General features: G+C 38.6%; 13 protein-coding genes and 1 pseudogene. 8 read left to right on the top strand and 6 right to left on the bottom strand.

The window, feature by feature from the left end:
• The first annotated feature begins 38 nt into the window (after positions 1-38).
• The gene (locus AB1Z56_RS07110) at positions 39-725 is read left to right on the top strand and encodes a Bax inhibitor-1/YccA family protein (RefSeq protein WP_426791551.1); all 687 of its coding nucleotides are present in this window, start codon (positions 39-41) and stop codon (positions 723-725) included.
• Between the two features lie 82 nt (positions 726-807).
• Here AB1Z56_RS07110 and AB1Z56_RS07105 read toward each other — a convergent pair whose 3' ends face one another.
• The 5 genes from AB1Z56_RS07105 to AB1Z56_RS07085 form a co-directional block, all read right to left on the bottom strand.
• On the bottom strand, positions 808-1,320 hold the full coding sequence (locus AB1Z56_RS07105) for an SRPBCC family protein (protein ID WP_309359270.1): 513 nt from the start codon (positions 1,318-1,320) through the stop codon (positions 808-810).
• Positions 1,321-1,457: 137 nt separating this feature from the next.
• Positions 1,458-1,898, bottom strand: coding sequence for a carboxymuconolactone decarboxylase family protein (locus AB1Z56_RS07100; protein ID WP_309359272.1), 441 nt, complete (start codon positions 1,896-1,898; stop codon positions 1,458-1,460).
• Between the two features lie 124 nt (positions 1,899-2,022).
• Positions 2,023-2,388: a VOC family protein gene (locus AB1Z56_RS07095; RefSeq protein WP_426791550.1), complete on the bottom strand. Its 366-nt coding sequence runs from the start codon at positions 2,386-2,388 to the stop codon at positions 2,023-2,025.
• 25 nt (positions 2,389-2,413) lie between these two features.
• Entirely contained in the window at positions 2,414-3,445 is a 1,032-nt protein-coding gene (gene glsA / locus AB1Z56_RS07090; protein ID WP_309359276.1) for a glutaminase A, read from the bottom strand.
• Between the two features lie 99 nt (positions 3,446-3,544).
• Positions 3,545-4,936 carry a hypothetical protein gene (locus tag AB1Z56_RS07085; RefSeq protein ID WP_313263220.1) on the bottom strand — a complete coding sequence of 464 codons (1,392 nt, stop codon included), beginning with the start codon at positions 4,934-4,936 and terminating at the stop codon, positions 3,545-3,547.
• A gap of 305 nt (positions 4,937-5,241) precedes the next feature.
• On the opposite strand from AB1Z56_RS07085, the gene AB1Z56_RS07080 reads away from it, so the two are divergent.
• From AB1Z56_RS07080 to AB1Z56_RS07055, 6 genes and pseudogenes are all read left to right on the top strand, one after another.
• A complete protein-coding gene (locus tag AB1Z56_RS07080; protein ID WP_426791549.1) occupies positions 5,242-6,408 on the top strand; it encodes a porin in 1,167 nt (388 codons plus the stop codon).
• Positions 6,409-6,428: 20 nt separating this feature from the next.
• Entirely contained in the window at positions 6,429-7,859 is a 1,431-nt protein-coding gene (locus AB1Z56_RS07075) for an anion permease (protein WP_309359282.1), read from the top strand.
• A gap of 15 nt (positions 7,860-7,874) precedes the next feature.
• Positions 7,875-8,531 (top strand): succinate dehydrogenase cytochrome b subunit, encoded by a 657-nt coding sequence (locus AB1Z56_RS07070; RefSeq protein WP_426791548.1) that lies wholly within the window; start codon positions 7,875-7,877, stop codon positions 8,529-8,531.
• A gap of 12 nt (positions 8,532-8,543) precedes the next feature.
• Complete coding sequence (locus AB1Z56_RS07065) at positions 8,544-10,460, top strand: fumarate reductase/succinate dehydrogenase flavoprotein subunit (protein WP_309359286.1); 1,917 nt, start codon at positions 8,544-8,546, stop codon at positions 10,458-10,460.
• 11 nt (positions 10,461-10,471) lie between these two features.
• Positions 10,472-11,221: pseudogene (locus AB1Z56_RS07060) on the top strand (succinate dehydrogenase/fumarate reductase iron-sulfur subunit).
• Between the two features lie 268 nt (positions 11,222-11,489).
• Positions 11,490-12,377: a polysaccharide deacetylase family protein gene (locus tag AB1Z56_RS07055; protein WP_309359289.1), complete on the top strand. Its 888-nt coding sequence runs from the start codon at positions 11,490-11,492 to the stop codon at positions 12,375-12,377.
• Positions 12,378-12,414: 37 nt separating this feature from the next.
• Here AB1Z56_RS07055 and AB1Z56_RS07050 read toward each other — a convergent pair whose 3' ends face one another.
• Complete coding sequence (locus AB1Z56_RS07050; protein ID WP_426791547.1) at positions 12,415-12,951, bottom strand: GNAT family N-acetyltransferase; 537 nt, start codon at positions 12,949-12,951, stop codon at positions 12,415-12,417.
• Between the two features lie 496 nt (positions 12,952-13,447).
• Here AB1Z56_RS07050 and AB1Z56_RS07045 point away from each other — a divergent pair, with 496 nt between their 5' ends.
• Complete coding sequence (locus AB1Z56_RS07045; RefSeq protein ID WP_426791546.1) at positions 13,448-16,684, top strand: SusC/RagA family TonB-linked outer membrane protein; 3,237 nt, start codon at positions 13,448-13,450, stop codon at positions 16,682-16,684.
• Positions 16,685-16,693: the final 9 nt, after the last annotated feature.

Raw genomic sequence — 16,693 nt, 5'->3', positions numbered from 1 at the left:
TTATTTTTAATCCTTATTTAATCAATCGTATTTGTTTTATGGAATCACAAGAGTATGTTCTTATCAATGATGACGCTGAAAGGGGAGTATTTTATAAAAAAACCTATCTTCATGTTGCGCTTTCGATTTTAGCATTTATCGTTTTGGAAACTTTGCTAATCAAATTGATCCCTTATGATTTTATCGTTTGGATGGTTAGCGGAAAATTTATTTGGTTGTTCTTATTGGGATGTTTTTGGTTGGGGTCCACACTTTCATCAAGATGGACACTTTCGCAAAACCGTCAAACCCAATATTTAGGCCTAGCATTCTATATTGTACTGGAAGCAATTATCTTTCTGCCAATGATTTTTATGGCGGTATTTATGACCGAAGGGATTAGTGTAATCTACCAAGCTAGTATAATGACTTTGGCATTGTTTACTGGACTTACTGTCGTTGCGTTTGTATCCAATAAAGATTTTTCATTTCTCAGAAATATCCTGGTGATTGGAGGCTTCCTATCTTTGGGGGCAATTGTTGCCGGAGCTATTTTTGGTTTTGAACTTGGATTATGGTTCTCGGTTGCCATGATTGCACTTGCATCCGGAAGCATACTCTATCAAACTCAAAATCTGAAGTATAATTATGGTAACGAGCAATATGTAGGGGCGGCCTTACAGCTATTTTCCTCAATAATGTTGCTGTTTTGGTACATTCTACGAATTTTAATGCGCAGAAGATAAATTTTGTTCGCTTTAAAAATAAAAAAACGGTGGTTAAAGTAGTGTCTATTTTAACCACCGTTTTTTTATTTTTAAATACCCGCTATTTTAATCTATTTTTTAAGTTTTTCAGACCCTGATCGAAGTCTTTATTCATATTCATAAATAAGTTCATGAAGTTCCATGGATAGGGCGATTTTCCTGAAATTCCCCAGGTCACTGAGGTTTGAGTAGGCGAGATCTCTTTTAAGATAAAATAACCCTTGGCCGGCTCACCCATACCGAAATCGAGCGATGTTTCAATCGTTTCGCCATCGACTATTTTTGTAATAGTCTGTGAACCTTTACCAACTTTCTTACCATCCCAGCTGGATTTATAGCCGACTTGACCATCTACACCCTGTTCAGTTTTTTTCATTTCCGGGTCTGAAAGCTGCCATACACCAAAGTTCTCTTGGTTCTTAAGCATTTTTACGTAGTTGAACACTTCCTGCTTTGGCTTATCGATTGTTATCTCACTTTGGGCCGAGAAGTCTTTACTGACGAACAGTGCAGTAATTAAGGGAATAGCGATGATGATCGCTAAAACAATTAGGATTTTTTTTAGGATTTTCATAATCGTGCATTCATATTGGTTTGCCTAATAAAGATAAAGGATAATCGGGATTTTCACAGGAAAAAACAGGAATATATTTAGAAATGAAAAAGCCTCTTCCAATATTGAAAGAGGCTTTTTTGTAATAAAACTTAGCACTACTTTAATAGTTCTAAATGGGTGCTGATACCAATTCTATTCCACGCATTTATGGTAATAATCGCCATAATAATCTGTGCAATCTCCTTTTCCTCAAATATTTCTTTTGCTTTTTGGAAAGTGCCTTCTGTTAATCCTTTTTGATGTATCAATGTAATTTCTTCTGTCATCTCCAACAAAATCTGTTCTTCCTTAGTGAATAGATCCGTTTCTCGCCAGGCATTTAATAAAAATATCCGTTGTGGGGTTTCACCGTACTTCAGTGCATCCTTGGTGTGCATATCTAAGCAAAAGGCGCAACCGTTGATCTGTGACGCACGTATTTTTATGAGTTCCTTCTGAATAGGGTTTAAAAAAATATCGTTGAGATATGTTTCCAATCCCATCATTGCCTTATAGGCCGTTGCATCTACTTTTGCAATATTAAATCGTGTAGTCATTGTTTTAAATTTTGATAAGACAAAGTTGCGATAAACATGCAACACAAAAGTTAAACTGGTTTAAGAACGGAGATTTTACTTATGAATAAAATCCAACATACGATTGACCAATAAAGCGATCAGACTAGGCTGATACAATCAGGTAATAGTTGTCGGGGTCTCGTAAGATAAATTGATCCTTCAGAGAGTTCTCGTTGTAATGTATATCTTTTTCTATAGCTGCATTTAGCAAAGTTGCATTTTCGAAAATTTGCTTTAAATTGTCTACTCTAAAGAATAATATGAATCCGTTCCCGGCATGTATTTGATCCCGCATAGTAGGGTGATCATGTTCACCCCATTTGTGTAAACAGAGAATGACAGTTCCGTTATCCGTGAGAATTTCAAATGTTTCTCCTCCATGTTGACTGGTACAGCCCAAAAGGCGTTGATAAAAGAGTGAGCTTTTGGGAACGTTATCCACTGCGATGATTGGTTCTGTTCGTGTCATATGATTTCATTTAAAGCTTAGAAATTTAATTAAAGAGGCTCAGCGATTTTTCTGTCACCAAATCCAAAATCATGCGGTATGCTGCTACAGAGTTGCCATGTTGATCCAAAGCTGGACTGTAAGCCCCTATACCCATTTTATTAGGAACACTTACGGTAATGCCACCGCCAACACCCGATTTACTGGGCAGCCCTACCGTTCTGGCATATTCACCGCTGAATTCATACATCCCTGCAATAAGCATCTGTGATAAGATAAGCTGGGATAAATTGGGATTATTGTATTGTTTATTTCCGTCATAACGGATGCAATGATTTGCGAAAAAGAAACCTATTTTAGCCAAATCCTCAGCGGTTATTTCAATAGAGCATTGCTTAAAATAATTATCGAGCTTATCTTCACCTTCACCATCAATAAGGCCGTTGTTGCGCATTAAATAAAACATTCCTCTATTTCTATGACCAGTCTCCCGTTCCGAATTGTATACGGATCTACTGTAATCAATTTTCTCATTATTCGTTATGAAACGAATCATATTGCGTATTTTAATAAAGGGATCTTCACCTGTTCCTTTAATCAAGGAAGTGGTTAATATCGCGCCAGCATTCATCATTGGATTGAGGGGCTTACCCGTGGTTTCTAAATTCGCAAAATGATTGAAAGGTTTGTCCGTGCCATAGTATCCCATTTTATTAAAAACATCTTGCTCGCCATTTTCCAATACGGCAACCATCAAGGAAACAATTTTTGAAATACTCTGTATTGTAAATCTTTGTTGTACATCTCCGATACTAACAATTGTTCCATCTGTATTTACAACCGAAAGTGCGACAGATGATGCATTGGCTTTACTTAATTCTGGGATATAATCAGCTACTTTACCTTCTTTGAATGACTGTCTATGTTTATCCAATATTTTATCCAATAGTGCTTTATCAATGATTGTACTTTTAGCAGCCTGCTGGTTTTGAATATTGTTTTGAGCAAAGGCTACGGGAATTGATCCGCAACATATCAAGCCTATAATACAGGCTACCAACCTCACATTTTTTCTCATTTTTTAATTATTTATTCATCCCAAAGATAGGGAACAGTGTATGAAAAAGAAAAGAGGTGCTAAATATGTAAATGTTAGCACCTCTTGGTAGATCATCGTTTAGGCTGCATTTGGAGCTGCGTCAACATTCCAGCCAGAGAGAATGCCACCATAAAAAAAGAAGGTGACATAGAAATTCTTTTTGCTAACCTTATCGGTTACAAGGTATTTATGTGTAACATCATAAGCATCTATTTTTTTATACTTTGATAATACTATCGGGCCTGCGGAAGGGTTTTCCGAGCGGACTATTTCTTGTATCTTTTGATTTATTAATTTCATAATACCCTCTTTTTTGAAAGGGTCATTTTCAATTTTCACATGCGCGGAGCGTATGAGGGTGCCATTATTTTGAGCTTTTCTTGCTTTTGCGGCAGTTGTATAGGCTCTGAATTTTTCCCTGATCTGAGGATCTTTTAAGCTATGGATCGTAAAAATAGAAATTCCCTGTGCACCATTATTTAGCGCCTCGTCCATATCGGTAAATATTTCCTCATTATTTTTAGCCATCAATCCACAATATAGGGTCGTATTTGCACCTTTATCCCGTACATTTTCTAGTGTGCAATCTCTTATAAAGCTGGGATCTTCTGTATAAAAATTGCTGTATACCATAGGAAAAACAACATCCAAATTCCACTTACCCCAATCTTGGCGCACCATACGTGATGCCATTTTGGGAGTCGGAAATGGAGATGCGGCCATTGTTTTACCATGGGAATGAACAATCTCTGCAATCATATTGGCGATATCTGTTATCTGATCGCAACGAAATTGGCGCCATTTTAGGTCTTTCGATGGATCTTTTTGTGCACGAGGGTCATAACCATATTGTTTTTTAAATTTTTCTATAGCAATGGGGTGGTATCCGTAATCCCAAGCGGGATACTCGCGGTCCTGTACAATATTATATTTAGGCCAAAGAGTTGTAGGGAGAACAACATCCACATAACGATTGTAATCAATAGAGATACCCTCCAATCCCTCAACTTCACAATAGGATTCTATTTTTTTACGGATATACTCTTTTACTCCGGGAACGACAGGTGACAAAAATTTATAATAACCGACGTATGCAGTGGTATCTGCGAGACTTTTTCCGTTGCGATTGACGCTAAACCAATCCGGATGTTCTTGGAGTATTTTATCTCTGTCGTGTTCCAAGTTCATCGTCCAAAGCCACGCAATAACCTGGATGCCATATTTTTTTGCGATCGGAATAGCGACACGATACTCATCTGGGCTAGCAGCGTTTAGCATAACGCCATCGATTCCCAGATAGTTCATCTCACGGCAAATAGAATCAAAGTTTGTTTTAGCATTGTAGTCTAGCCAAGTCCAAAACATGGCTGGTTTTCCTTTTTCGTTGGCGAAAGTTGTCGATATGGAGAACCCCTGGATCATGAGGAGCACTATGCCAATAAAACAAATCTTGATTAATTTTTCTTTCATAATATTTATTGATTCTAAGTTTCGCTTACCATAATTCGCACCAAGCTTTCCAATGCGTTTAATAACCCCTTAAAAGGTCAATCTGCTAACTGGAACTACGTTCGTCCGTGAAAATACATAAAAACACGGAATTATACTACCGCCGATTGTAATCGGTTTGATTTTCTTACAGTTATTAAATTATATTAAAATAACAAAACATTTTTTAATGCTATCTGTTGTTACTACATGACTCTATCAAAGGAGTAACATTATTGACAGTGAAAAGTGGGCTGGGCTACTAGCTAAGGACAAATTGTTTTGATATGAAGAAATACCATATTCCAATTTTTGTAGCATCTTTACTAGTTTGCGACCTGGTTAAAGGGCAGGAAGTAGGCTCTGTACAGCAAAGCAAAACGGATTCTATCCAACAAACCAAAGATGATACGACTTATCCCAAACTTCAGGTGAAAGGATTATTTCAGGCTAGGTATCTTGTCAGTGGAACAAAGAATGTGGATGTTAATGGGCTGCATCATAGTGATGGTTCAGGTACAGATAACAACTTTATGGTAAAGTACATGCGTGTGCAAATGCGTGCGCAAATTAGCAAACGTACGGAAGTAGCCGTCTTGGCAAACCTGGCTGATTTTAAAAGTGATCCAAAAACAAAGGTTCTTGAAAATGCCTATCTGAAGTATACGTTTAGTCCCAAATTGGCAATTACTGTGGGTCAATTTCGTCCTTGGTTTGGCATCGAAGAAACCTATCCAATTGACATCATCAAATCATTGGACTGGTCAAACCAATACCTTGAATTTGGGAAACTGGGATGGGCAAGTTTTCAGATCGGAGTAGCTGCTACAGGCGAGACTACGCTTGGGGAGATGCCTTTTAGCTACTCGCTATCCGTTGTGAATGGAAACGGAAAGAATCAGGTTGTCGATAATGATAACGGAAAGCAATACGCTACGCGTCTTGTATTCGGCCTTTCAAAGAAGTATGGTGTTAATTTGGGCCTCAATGGTGGGATTGGTGAAGTCATGAAGAAACAGGTCCATGCATTAGGTGTTGATTTAACAGGTAATGTGAGTTTTGGCAGACGATGGAACCTCGATATGCAATTGGAAGCAAAGCAGGCGATAAATCATAACCTGTATTATTCTTTGGAGGAAAGTGCACGTACCTCTAAATTGAGCGATTACCTTGTCCGTGGCATTTATTTTCTGCCAAACTTACGGTATGAAGTCAACTATTTTAATCTAAGCGCTTTTGAACTATCTTGTCGATATGAATATATCGATCCAAATTATAAACTTAATGCAAATGCACGTCAAACATATACCCCTATGTTTGGGTTGGAATTTTTAAAGAATTATGGTGCAAGGATACAGCTTGGCCTCCAGTTAGACCGCTATAAAAAACAAACAGAGAATACCAGTGAATTTAATAAGAACTTATTTATTGTTCAAGTACAAAGTCGATTCTAATCCATTAAACCACGTTTATTATGAAAGAAATCAATATAAAAAATGTAGCTATCACTTTTGTTGTAGCACTCATTTTATGGTTTATCCCCATACCTAAAGGTGTCAGTCCCGAGGCTTGGCATTTATTTGCAATTTTTGCTGCGACCATCCTTGGGATTATTTTAAAAGCGGCTCCAATGGGTACGATGTGTATGATGGCGATTGCATTTACGGCGTTGACACAAGTTTTAGCGCCAGGAGATGCAGGTAAGTCTATCAGTAAGGCGCTGACCGGTTTCGGTGACAAAGTTATTTGGTTGATTGGTATTTCGTTTTTTATTGCGCGCGGTTTCATTAAAACTGGCTTGGGAAATAGAATCGCATTTCTTTTTATTCGTGTTTTTGGAAAGAGCTCCTTGGGACTAGCTTACGGATTGGGGCTTGCCGACGTTTGTCTAGCTCCAGCAATCCCCAGTAACACAGCCCGGGGAGGTGGAATTATCTATCCAATCATGAAATCTATGGCTATCAGTTTTGATTCCATTCCCGATCAGCCAGAAACACATCGGAAGCTAGGATCTTATCTAACTTTAAATAGTTATTATATGAATCTAATCGCTTCTTCGATGTTTCTGACAGGAACAGCCAGCAATCCAATGTGTCAAAAGTTTGCTGCGAATCTGGGGATTGATATTACCTGGATGTCCTGGGCGGTAGCTGGATTTGTACCTGGTCTCGTTGCATTTTTTGTCGTTCCACTTGTCCTTTATAAATTATATCCACCTGAATTAAAAAAAACAGGGGATGCACCAAAGATGGCTGCCCAGAAATTAAAAGAGATGGGGCCAATTTCCAGAAATGAGTGGTTAATGTTGCTAGCATTCTTTATTTTGTTGGCACTATGGATTTTTGGTGGATCGTTTTCTATTGATGCTACAACGACGGCTTTTATAGGTTTAACGCTACTTTTACTAACTTCTGTATTGACCTGGGAGGATGTTAAAGCAGAAAAAGGCGCTTGGGATACTATTGTTTGGTTTGCTGTTTTGGTTATGATGGCCAGTTCATTAAACGAATTGGGATTCATCGGCTGGTTTAGTGATTTAATTAAAGTACAGATCGGTGATTTGAGCTGGCAAATAGCCTTTCCTGTCATCATTCTAGTTTACTTCTTTAGTCACTACATTTTTGCCAGTGCAACTGCCCATGTAGCAGCGATGTATGCCGCTTTGTTGGGGGTCGGTGTTTCTTTAGGTATTCCACCTATGTTGCTTGCCATGATGCTCGGATTTTTAGGCTCTATCTATGGTGTATTAACACATTATGGTCATGGCCCTGCACCGGTATTCTTTGGAAGTGGTTATGTTGATTTAAAATCATGGTGGCTACGTGGATTGGAAATCGGTATCGTATTATTGGTGATTTATATGGGTGTAGGCGGACTGTGGATGAAAGTTATTGGCTATTATTAAAATCAGGACTTTATTATGTTATCTACTTTGTCAAAAAAGATGCTTATGTGTCTGACTGGATTGTTTTTAGCTTTCTTTTTGCTAATTCACTTTCTAGGAAACTTACAGTTATTCCTACCGCAGGAACAGGCACATTTACAGTTTAATGCCTACTCACATTTTTTGGCTGGCAATATCTTGATTAAGATTATTTCTTATGTACTTTATGCCAGTATTATTCTTCATGCCTTAGATGGTCTTGTTATTACCTTAAAAAATAAAAGGGCAGGTGCTGTTTATAAATCGGAACATCGCGGAAGAGCAAGCAAATGGTATTCGCGTAATATGGGAATTTTAGGTACTATAATTCTCATCTTCTTAGTTATCCATTTTCAGAATTTTTGGTATGTATACAAGTTTGGCGCTCCTCCACTTGATGAACGCGGCAACAAGGATTTATATGTGCTTGTAATCGAGGTTTTTCAGCAATGGTGGTATGTCCTTATTTACGTCTTGTCTATGGTGGCTTTATGCTATCATCTTGTTCACGGTATACATAGTGCAATTCGAACCTTGGGATTGTATCATCCAAAATTTGTAAAATGGTTTAAGATCGTTGGGATTGGTTATTCGGTCATTATAAGTATGGGATTTGCAATGATGCCTATTTATATATTTTTTACAATAAAATAAGGGAGAGAAATCATGATTTTAAATTCGAAAATACCGGAAGGACCATTGGATGAAAAATGGACACGCTATAAGAAGACTGCCAAATTAGTTAATCCTGCCAATCGAAAAAAATTGGATGTTATTGTAATCGGTACCGGATTGGCCGGTAGCTCTATTGCAGCTTCCCTTGGGGAGATGGGGTATCAAGTTAAATCCTTTTGTTTTCAGGACAGTCCGAGACGAGCACATTCCGTTGCTGCTCAAGGTGGGGTAAATGCTGCAAAGAATTATAAGAATGATGGTGACAGTGTCTACCGGATGTTTGTTGATACCTTAAAAGGGGGAGATTTTCGCGCCCGGGAAGCAAATGTATACCGTATGGCAGAATGCTCACTAAATTTGATCGATCAAGCCGTAGCCCAGGGTGTTCCATTTGGGCGAGAATATGGGGGCTATTTAAACAATCGCTCTTTTGGTGGAGTACAGGTCAGCCGTACCTTCTATGCGAGAGGTCAAACTGGACAGCAGCTTCTTTTGGGAGCGTATCAGGCACTTATGCGTCAGGTAGGTAAAGGTACAGTAGAACTTTTTGCCAGGCACGAGATGCTGGATATTGTTGTTATAGACGGAAAAACACGTGGAGTTATCGTACGTAATTTAGATACTGGTGAAATTGAACGACATGCCGCCCACACAGTCATATTAGCGACAGGAGGATATGGTAAGATATATTATCTATCGACCTTGGCGATGGGATGTAACGGTTCCGCAATCTGGCGGGCACATAAGAAAGGTGCATTAATGGCTTCTCCTAGCTGGATCCAGATCCATCCAACTTCGTTGCCACAATCTGGAGATTATCAGTCTAAATTGACATTAATGTCAGAATCGTTGCGTAATGACGGAAGGATTTGGGTGCCCTTAAAACAGGATGAATCACGAGAACCTAATGCTATTCCTGAAGAAGAAAGAGATTACTATTTAGAACGTCGTTATCCGGCATTTGGTAATCTTGCTCCAAGGGACATTTCATCTCGAGCGGCCAAAGAACGGATTGATGCTGGCTTTGGGATTGGTCCACTTAAAAATGCAGTTTATCTTGATTTTGCAAAAGCTATTCGAGAACAAGGGAAACAGAAAATACAAGAGAAGTATGGTAATCTATTCGATATGTACGAAAAGATAACTGGATATGATGCTTATAAGGAGCCGATGATGATCTCGCCATCTGCGCATTTCTCTATGGGTGGACTGTGGGTGGACTATGAACTAATGACGAGCCTACCGGGTTTATTTGCTTTAGGGGAGGCTAATTTTGCGGATCACGGAGCCAATAGGCTTGGTGCAAATTCGCTACTTCAGGCATCTGTAGACGGGTATTTTATTGCTCCTTACACCATCGCCAATTACTTGGCGAATGAAATTCATACGGGTAAGATTTCAACGGATCATATCGAGTTTGACCGTGCTGAAGAACAGGTTAGAAAGCAGATCGAAATGTTTCTAAACATTAAAGGCAGCAAAACTGTCGATTATTTTCATAAAACACTGGGTAAGCTACTTTACGATTATTGCGGTCTCGCACGGAACGAAAAAGGACTTCGTTATGCTATTGGAGAGATTAAAAAACTCAAACAGGAATTTTTTAAGGAGGTGATCGTCAGTGGTGGAGCCAACACCTTAAATACGGAACTAGAAAAAGCGGGGCGTGTAGCAGATTATTTTGAAATTGGAGAATTGATGTGTTATGACGCATTGACACGAAATGAGTCCTGTGGAGCACATTTTCGCGAGGAATATCAAACTGCGGATGGGGAAGCGTTAAGAAATGATGCTGAATACCAATTCATCTCTGCATGGTCCTGGAAAGGCGAAAATGAAGAACCTGAGCTGATCAGGGAGCCACTGACTTTTGAAGAGATACAACCAACTGTAAGGAGCTACAAATAAAAGGAACGATTATGGATTTACATCTTAAAATATGGCGGCAAAAGGATCGGAATGCTGCAGGCAAATTAGAGACTTACACCTTAACTGACCTTAATCCGCATATGTCATTTCTGGAAATGTTAGATACATTAAATGAGCAGCTTATCACACATGGGGAAGAGCCTGTGGAGTTCGATCATGATTGTCGCGAAGGGATTTGTGGACAGTGCGGAATGATGATCAATGGAATTGCACATGGCCCTCTTAAACATACAACTACTTGTCAGCTGCATTTACGTTCATTTAAGGATAAAGATACTATTACCATTGAGCCTTTTCGTTCAGCAGCATTTCAGGTAAAAAAAGATTTGAAAGTGGATAGGTCGGCTTTTGATCGTATTATTTCCTGAGGGGGATTTGTCTCCATTAATACAGGCCAGGCTCCAGACGCAACGGTCATTCCAATTTCTCATGAGCTGGCAGAATCGGCATTTGACTCCGCAGCTTGTATAGGCTGTGGTGCCTGTGTGGCGACTTGTAAAAATGGTAGTGCAGCTCTATTTACCGCTGCAAAGATTACCCATATGGCCCTTTTGCCCCAGGGAAAGGAAGAGCGTAACCAGCGGGTTTTGAGTATGGTCAAACAGATGGATAAGGAATCCTTTGGTCATTGTTCGAATACGGAAGCCTGTGAAGTAGAGTGTCCACAAGGGATATCAGTTTTGAATATCGCTAGGATGAATTTTGAGTATAACAAGGCGTTATTTTTTAACAAGAAGTAAGAGAAGGCTTTGCGTAGAACATTGCAAAAGTGGCACGATTGTTTCTAATGTAGGATTTAGATTTAGAAACCACAGCCATCAGAAAGCCGCTACATCGTATTGAATCTGCGGGATCTTATCCCTGAAAATGGGGATTTGTATTATTTTATGGTTGAGAAAAGGGTTTTTGTATTAATTTTGAAAAAAGAAACTCATTAAAGTTATAGCGATTGATATGAAGTGTAGTAGGATGTTTGTTGTACTTTTCACATGTAGTATAGTGTTTGGTATGACCGCATGTAAAGATTTTTCAAATAAAGTCTTAGGAAAAGGAGATTTGAAAGATACAGTTACGGAGCAATTGACGGTTAAGGAAAAGGTGCCACATTTGTTAAATCGATGGGATTCACTTCAAAAAAATCAGATTCAATTTACTGTTGACAGTTTACACCCTATCCCGGTCAAACAGCAAAAGCGTGAGCTTAAGGATTCTTTGCGTAAAGCATTTGATAAGCACCCAAAACATATTTATTTGACTTTTGATGACGGGCCATTAATTGGCAGTGCTTTTATTGATTCTATCGCAAAAGAGAAAAATATTAAGGTAAGTGTATTTTTAATTGGTAAGCATGCCAATATGAGCAAAGGTCGGCAGCGAGATTTGGCTCGCTATGAATCGAATCCACTTATTGCCTGCTACAATCATAGCTATACCCACGCAAACAATCAATATTCAAGATTTTATAGTAACCCGGAGCGCGCATTTGCGGATTTCGAAAAGAATGAAAAGGACCTCAATTTAAAACATAAAATCGTCCGGCTTCCGGGCAGGAATATTTGGATATACGATAACGTTCGTAAGATTGACCTTAAGAATGGATCCAGTACTGCAGATTTACTACACAAGAATGGCTATACCATATATGGCTGGGATGTGGAATGGCGCCTTAATAGTATTACAGGAGCGCCAATCCAGAGTCAAGAGTCTACCTTATCTCATATTCGAAATTATATGAACAATAAAAGTTCAATGGTGCCTAATAATGTTGTTTTCTTAATGCATGATGATATGTTTCAAACGCAAAAAGGACAGCAGGAATTATCCACTTTAATTGATGCATTAAAAAAAGAGGGCTATCAGTTTGAATTTATGCAAGATTATCCAATCAAATATTAATTTGAATTTACATAATACAGAAGAGTTTGGTTTTATTTCATACCCCAAACTCTTTTGGATAGCGAACCATGCCATGTATACCTTTTAGGGAATTTTCAAATAGTTCCTTTGCTAGACAATTTTCATCAGGAACATCAAATGGCAATTTTATCGCATAAACTGATGCAGGTACATAGCCAAATTTGGGATAATAATCTGCGTGGCCAAGGAGAATGATCGATCCAAAACCTAATTCTTTTGCAATTTGATGGGAGTAAAGAATTAGCTGGCTTCCAACTCCCTTTCCTTGAAATTGAGGCAGCACAGCCACAGGTGCCAATGCAAGAGAATCTTGTATTTGGCTGCTATCTTGATTAACGATCTGAATTTTTGTGAGGAGGATGTAACCCACTATCTTTCCTTCAATTTCTGCTATTATTGATAATTCTGGTATAAATTCTGCTGATCGCCTCAAGTTTTCCACTAATACTTGCTCTTGATGATCGCTGTGCTGCTCGCTTTCAAATGCAAGTTGAATCAATTCAAATACAGAAGGCATGTCGTAGGGCTCTTCTTTTCTAATTTTTACATTCATGGTTTAAGTTTTGTTGATCCTGACATTTCTTACATATTAATATAGCCAATTTTTATACATGTGTTTGTGTATACATAGTTGCTTGTGAAAAATCAATTATAGATCTAATTATAAAGAATAAATATGCGTATTATTATTATAAAAATTGATAATATACTTTCTATAAGATAAAAAAAACCTTTTCGTCTAAAAATTTAATCCTCAAGTTTGTTTGCGAACTATAGAATAAGACATCAGGTAGCGACAGCGTTGGGAATCATTCTAAATGAAAACTAGTTTAATTGACATGCTACACGCAAGTAGCTAAATGTCAAATATTTGATTTCAAATTGTTAAATAGTGTAAAAATAACACTTGCATTGTATATTTATTTTCGTATTTTCATGTTAGATATACAATTATAAATCGCTTCTACTAGGCTCCTAAACCGATTGGCCTTATAGAGGTAAAAAAAATAACTAATTAAACACAAAATTTAAACAATTAAACAGTTTTTATGATTAACTGCCATTATTTCTCAAATCAATGGAAGAGAGCGTTTTGGACTGGATCATTGTGCTCTTTAGTAGCCTTGAGCCCTCAAATCGTCGATGCTGCAACTCTCGCAAGCCATGGAATTCTCTTCCAGCAGGAGCTAAGTGTTTCTGGAACGGTACATGATGAAACTGGAATGCCAATTCCAGGGGTAACTGTATCCGTAAATGGAACAAGTTTGGTGACGAAAACCGATCTACAAGGTAAGTACAAATTGGACAAAGTTCCTATCAATGCAACCATTAATTTCCGTATGGTCGGCAAACAATCTATGGATGAATCTGTAAAGGGAAGGCATGCGATAGATGTCACGCTTCTTAATTCGGAGTCGAACCTGGAAGAAGTCGTTGTTGTTGGTTACGGGAAACAACGCAAGGAAACAGTTACGGGTGCTGTCGCCACTGTTAAAGGAAGTGATCTTGCTCAATCACCGGCATTAAACGTTTCCAATGCATTAACAGGACGAGTTCCGGGAGTTACAGCGACCAATGGAAGTGCTGAACCCGGATATGATGGTTCCAATATCAAAATACGGGGAACAAATACATTGGGTAATAGCAGTCCCTTAGTAGTAATTGACGGAGTTCCTGCGCGTGAGGGAGGAATTGACCGTATTAATCCTCGAGATATAGAAAATATTTCGGTACTAAAAGATGCTTCTGCTGCGATTTATGGAGCCAGAGCGGCAAATGGTGTTATTCTTGTTACGACAAGAAGAGGAAAAACAGGAAAACCACAGTTTTCTTACACCTTCAACCAAGGCTATTCCCAACCTACCGTTATTCCTAAATTAACAGATGCCTCCCAATTTGCGGCAATTAGAAATGAACTCGAAATTTATAACCTTCCTGTTGAAGAATGGTCGGCTGCTTATACCGCTATCAACGAGAAAGGCAGTTACAATAAACAAGGTGGAGGAGTTTTGGATGCTCCATTTAAACCAGAAGATATCCAAAAATTCAAAGACGGATCAGATCCTTGGGGGCATCCCAATACCGACTGGTATAAGGCTACGCTAAAAGACTGGTCACCACAACAGCGTCACAACCTCCAGATCAATGGTGGCACCGAAGATGTCAAGTATCTGATGTCTTTGGGGTACCAAAATCAGGATGCCTATTATAAAAATTCGGCTACAGGTTATAAACAGTACGACTTAAGAATTAATCTGGATGCGAATATCAGTCAATATATCAAAACACAATTTGGTGTTTTAGGAAGACAGGAAAACCGGAATTTCCCGACCAAGAGTGCCGGCACAGTCTTTAGAATGCTGATGCGGGGAAATCCAACACAACCAGCGATATGGCCTAATGGAATGCCGGGACCAGATATCGAAAATGGCGAAAACCCGGTAGTAATTACCACTAATGCGACAGGTTACGATCACGATAAACGCTACTATTTTCAAACAAATGGTCAGGTTGAGATTACAAATCCCTGGATAGATGGTCTTAAATTAACGCTTAATGCCTCTGTCGACAAATATGTGAAAAATCAAAAAACATGGGTTACACCCTGGACTTTGTATTCTTGGCAGGGCGCTTATGAGGCCGATGGTAGCACACCTCAACTGGTTCCTGGAAGACGTGGGCCTGCTGATCCAAATTTAAATCAAAGCAATGAAGATCAGCTGAATATCCTACTTGGCGGAATCTTAAGCTTCGAGCGGAAATTTGGTGATCATCAAGTAAATGCTATAGCCGGTATCAACAGAGAAACAATTGATAATGATAAATTCAGCGCATATCGTCGTTATTTTCTTTCAAATGCGATCGACTATCTTTTTGCCGGTGGAGAACAGGAAAAAAATAATGATGGATCAGCATGGAAAAGAGCGCGGTTAAATTACTTTGGGCGATTTGGCTATAATTATAAAAGCAAGTATATTGCAGAATTCCTTTGGCGTTATGATGGATCATATATGTTCCCTGAAAGTGAACGGTTCGGTTTCTTTCCAGGTGCTATGGCGGGATGGGTAGTGTCGGAAGAGAATTTCTGGAAGGAAAATGTACCTGTCATTAATTATTTTAAGATCCGTGCCTCATACGGCCAGATGGGTAATGACAACATCTATTATGATGATAAGTTACAAGAATATCAATATTTTTCAACCTATTCATTTGGCACTTATATCGTCAATGATAAGCTAGCGAAATCCCTTTTTGAAAGCCGTGTTCCTAATGAAATGATTACTTGGGAGGTTGCCAATAACTATAATTTAGGGTTTGATTTTCAATTTTTACAAGGAAAACTGAATTTCGAGTTTGATATTTTTAAAAATCGTCGTAATTCCATTCTATGGAGGAAAAATGCATCAATTCCACAAAGTACGGGTATGACACTGCCAGCAGAAAATATTGGTAAAGTAGATAATAAAGGTTGGGAGTTTAACTTAGGTTATCGTGGTAAAGTGGGGGATTTCGGGTATACGGTTGGTGTTAATGGAGGGTATGCTAAGAATAAAATTATCTTCTGGGATGAGGCTCCTGGCGCCCCTGCATGGCAGCAAAGTACAGGCAAACCCATTAAAACAGATATTTATTATGTTTATGATGGTGTATTCCGTGATATGGATGATATCAACAACGATAAATTAGATTATAGTGCCATTGTAGCCTCTGAACGTCGTCCTAATGGAGACTTACGTCCTGGAGATATGAAATATAAGGATATTAACGGTGATGGAAAAATTACCCCTGATGATAAAATAAGACGAGACAAGAATAGCGACCCAACTTTTCAGGGTGGTTTCAATTTTAGCCTGACCTATAAAGATTTTGACCTTTCCGTACTATTTCAAGGAGCTACAGGAGGAGAGATACGTGTAGGAACGGATGAATCTGGATCAATCGGAAATTTTGTAGAAGAATTCTATGATAAACGCTGGAGTATTAGTAACCCGAGTAGTGTTTATCCACGTTTGACAGACCGTGGCAATCAATACTATTCTTATAATAATACCTATTGGATGCGGAGTACAGATTATCTGCGGCTTAAGAATGTGGAAATAGGGTATAATCTTGCGTCAAGTATTTGTAGTAAAATTGGTATTGGTTCGTTACGTCTGTATGCAAATGGTATGAATTTAATTACCTGGAGTAAGATAAAGATGTATGATCCAGAGGCAGTTAATGCGTTAGGGCAATACTATCCACAGGCAAGATTGATTAATTTTGGCGCATTATTATCGTTCTAGCCAACTGTC

Source organism: Sphingobacterium sp. WOUb80 (assembly GCF_050058145.1).
GTDB lineage: Bacteria > Bacteroidota > Bacteroidia > Sphingobacteriales > Sphingobacteriaceae > Sphingobacterium.
The sequence above is the reverse complement of the archived record's forward strand: the minus strand, read 5'-3'. Positions and strand labels throughout refer to the sequence as shown.

Excerpts from the sequence above, each read along its gene's own strand:
- AB1Z56_RS07110 (WP_426791551.1), top strand. The coding sequence starts at position 39 with ATGGAATCACAAGAGTATGTTCTTATCAATGATGACGCTGAAAGGGGA.
- AB1Z56_RS07085 (WP_313263220.1), bottom strand. The coding sequence starts at position 4,936 with ATGAAAGAAAAATTAATCAAGATTTGTTTTATTGGCATAGTGCTCCTC.
- AB1Z56_RS07105 (WP_309359270.1), bottom strand. The coding sequence starts at position 1,320 with ATGAAAATCCTAAAAAAAATCCTAATTGTTTTAGCGATCATCATCGCT.
- AB1Z56_RS07065 (WP_309359286.1), top strand. The coding sequence starts at position 8,544 with ATGATTTTAAATTCGAAAATACCGGAAGGACCATTGGATGAAAAATGG.
- AB1Z56_RS07070 (WP_426791548.1), top strand. The coding sequence starts at position 7,875 with ATGTTATCTACTTTGTCAAAAAAGATGCTTATGTGTCTGACTGGATTG.
- glsA (WP_309359276.1), bottom strand. The coding sequence starts at position 3,445 with ATGAGAAAAAATGTGAGGTTGGTAGCCTGTATTATAGGCTTGATATGT.
- AB1Z56_RS07075 (WP_309359282.1), top strand. The coding sequence starts at position 6,429 with ATGAAAGAAATCAATATAAAAAATGTAGCTATCACTTTTGTTGTAGCA.
- AB1Z56_RS07080 (WP_426791549.1), top strand. The coding sequence starts at position 5,242 with ATGAAGAAATACCATATTCCAATTTTTGTAGCATCTTTACTAGTTTGC.
- AB1Z56_RS07055 (WP_309359289.1), top strand. The coding sequence starts at position 11,490 with ATGACCGCATGTAAAGATTTTTCAAATAAAGTCTTAGGAAAAGGAGAT.
- AB1Z56_RS07095 (WP_426791550.1), bottom strand. The coding sequence starts at position 2,388 with ATGACACGAACAGAACCAATCATCGCAGTGGATAACGTTCCCAAAAGC.
- AB1Z56_RS07045 (WP_426791546.1), top strand. The coding sequence starts at position 13,448 with ATGATTAACTGCCATTATTTCTCAAATCAATGGAAGAGAGCGTTTTGG.
- AB1Z56_RS07100 (WP_309359272.1), bottom strand. The coding sequence starts at position 1,898 with ATGACTACACGATTTAATATTGCAAAAGTAGATGCAACGGCCTATAAG.
- AB1Z56_RS07050 (WP_426791547.1), bottom strand. The coding sequence starts at position 12,951 with ATGAATGTAAAAATTAGAAAAGAAGAGCCCTACGACATGCCTTCTGTA.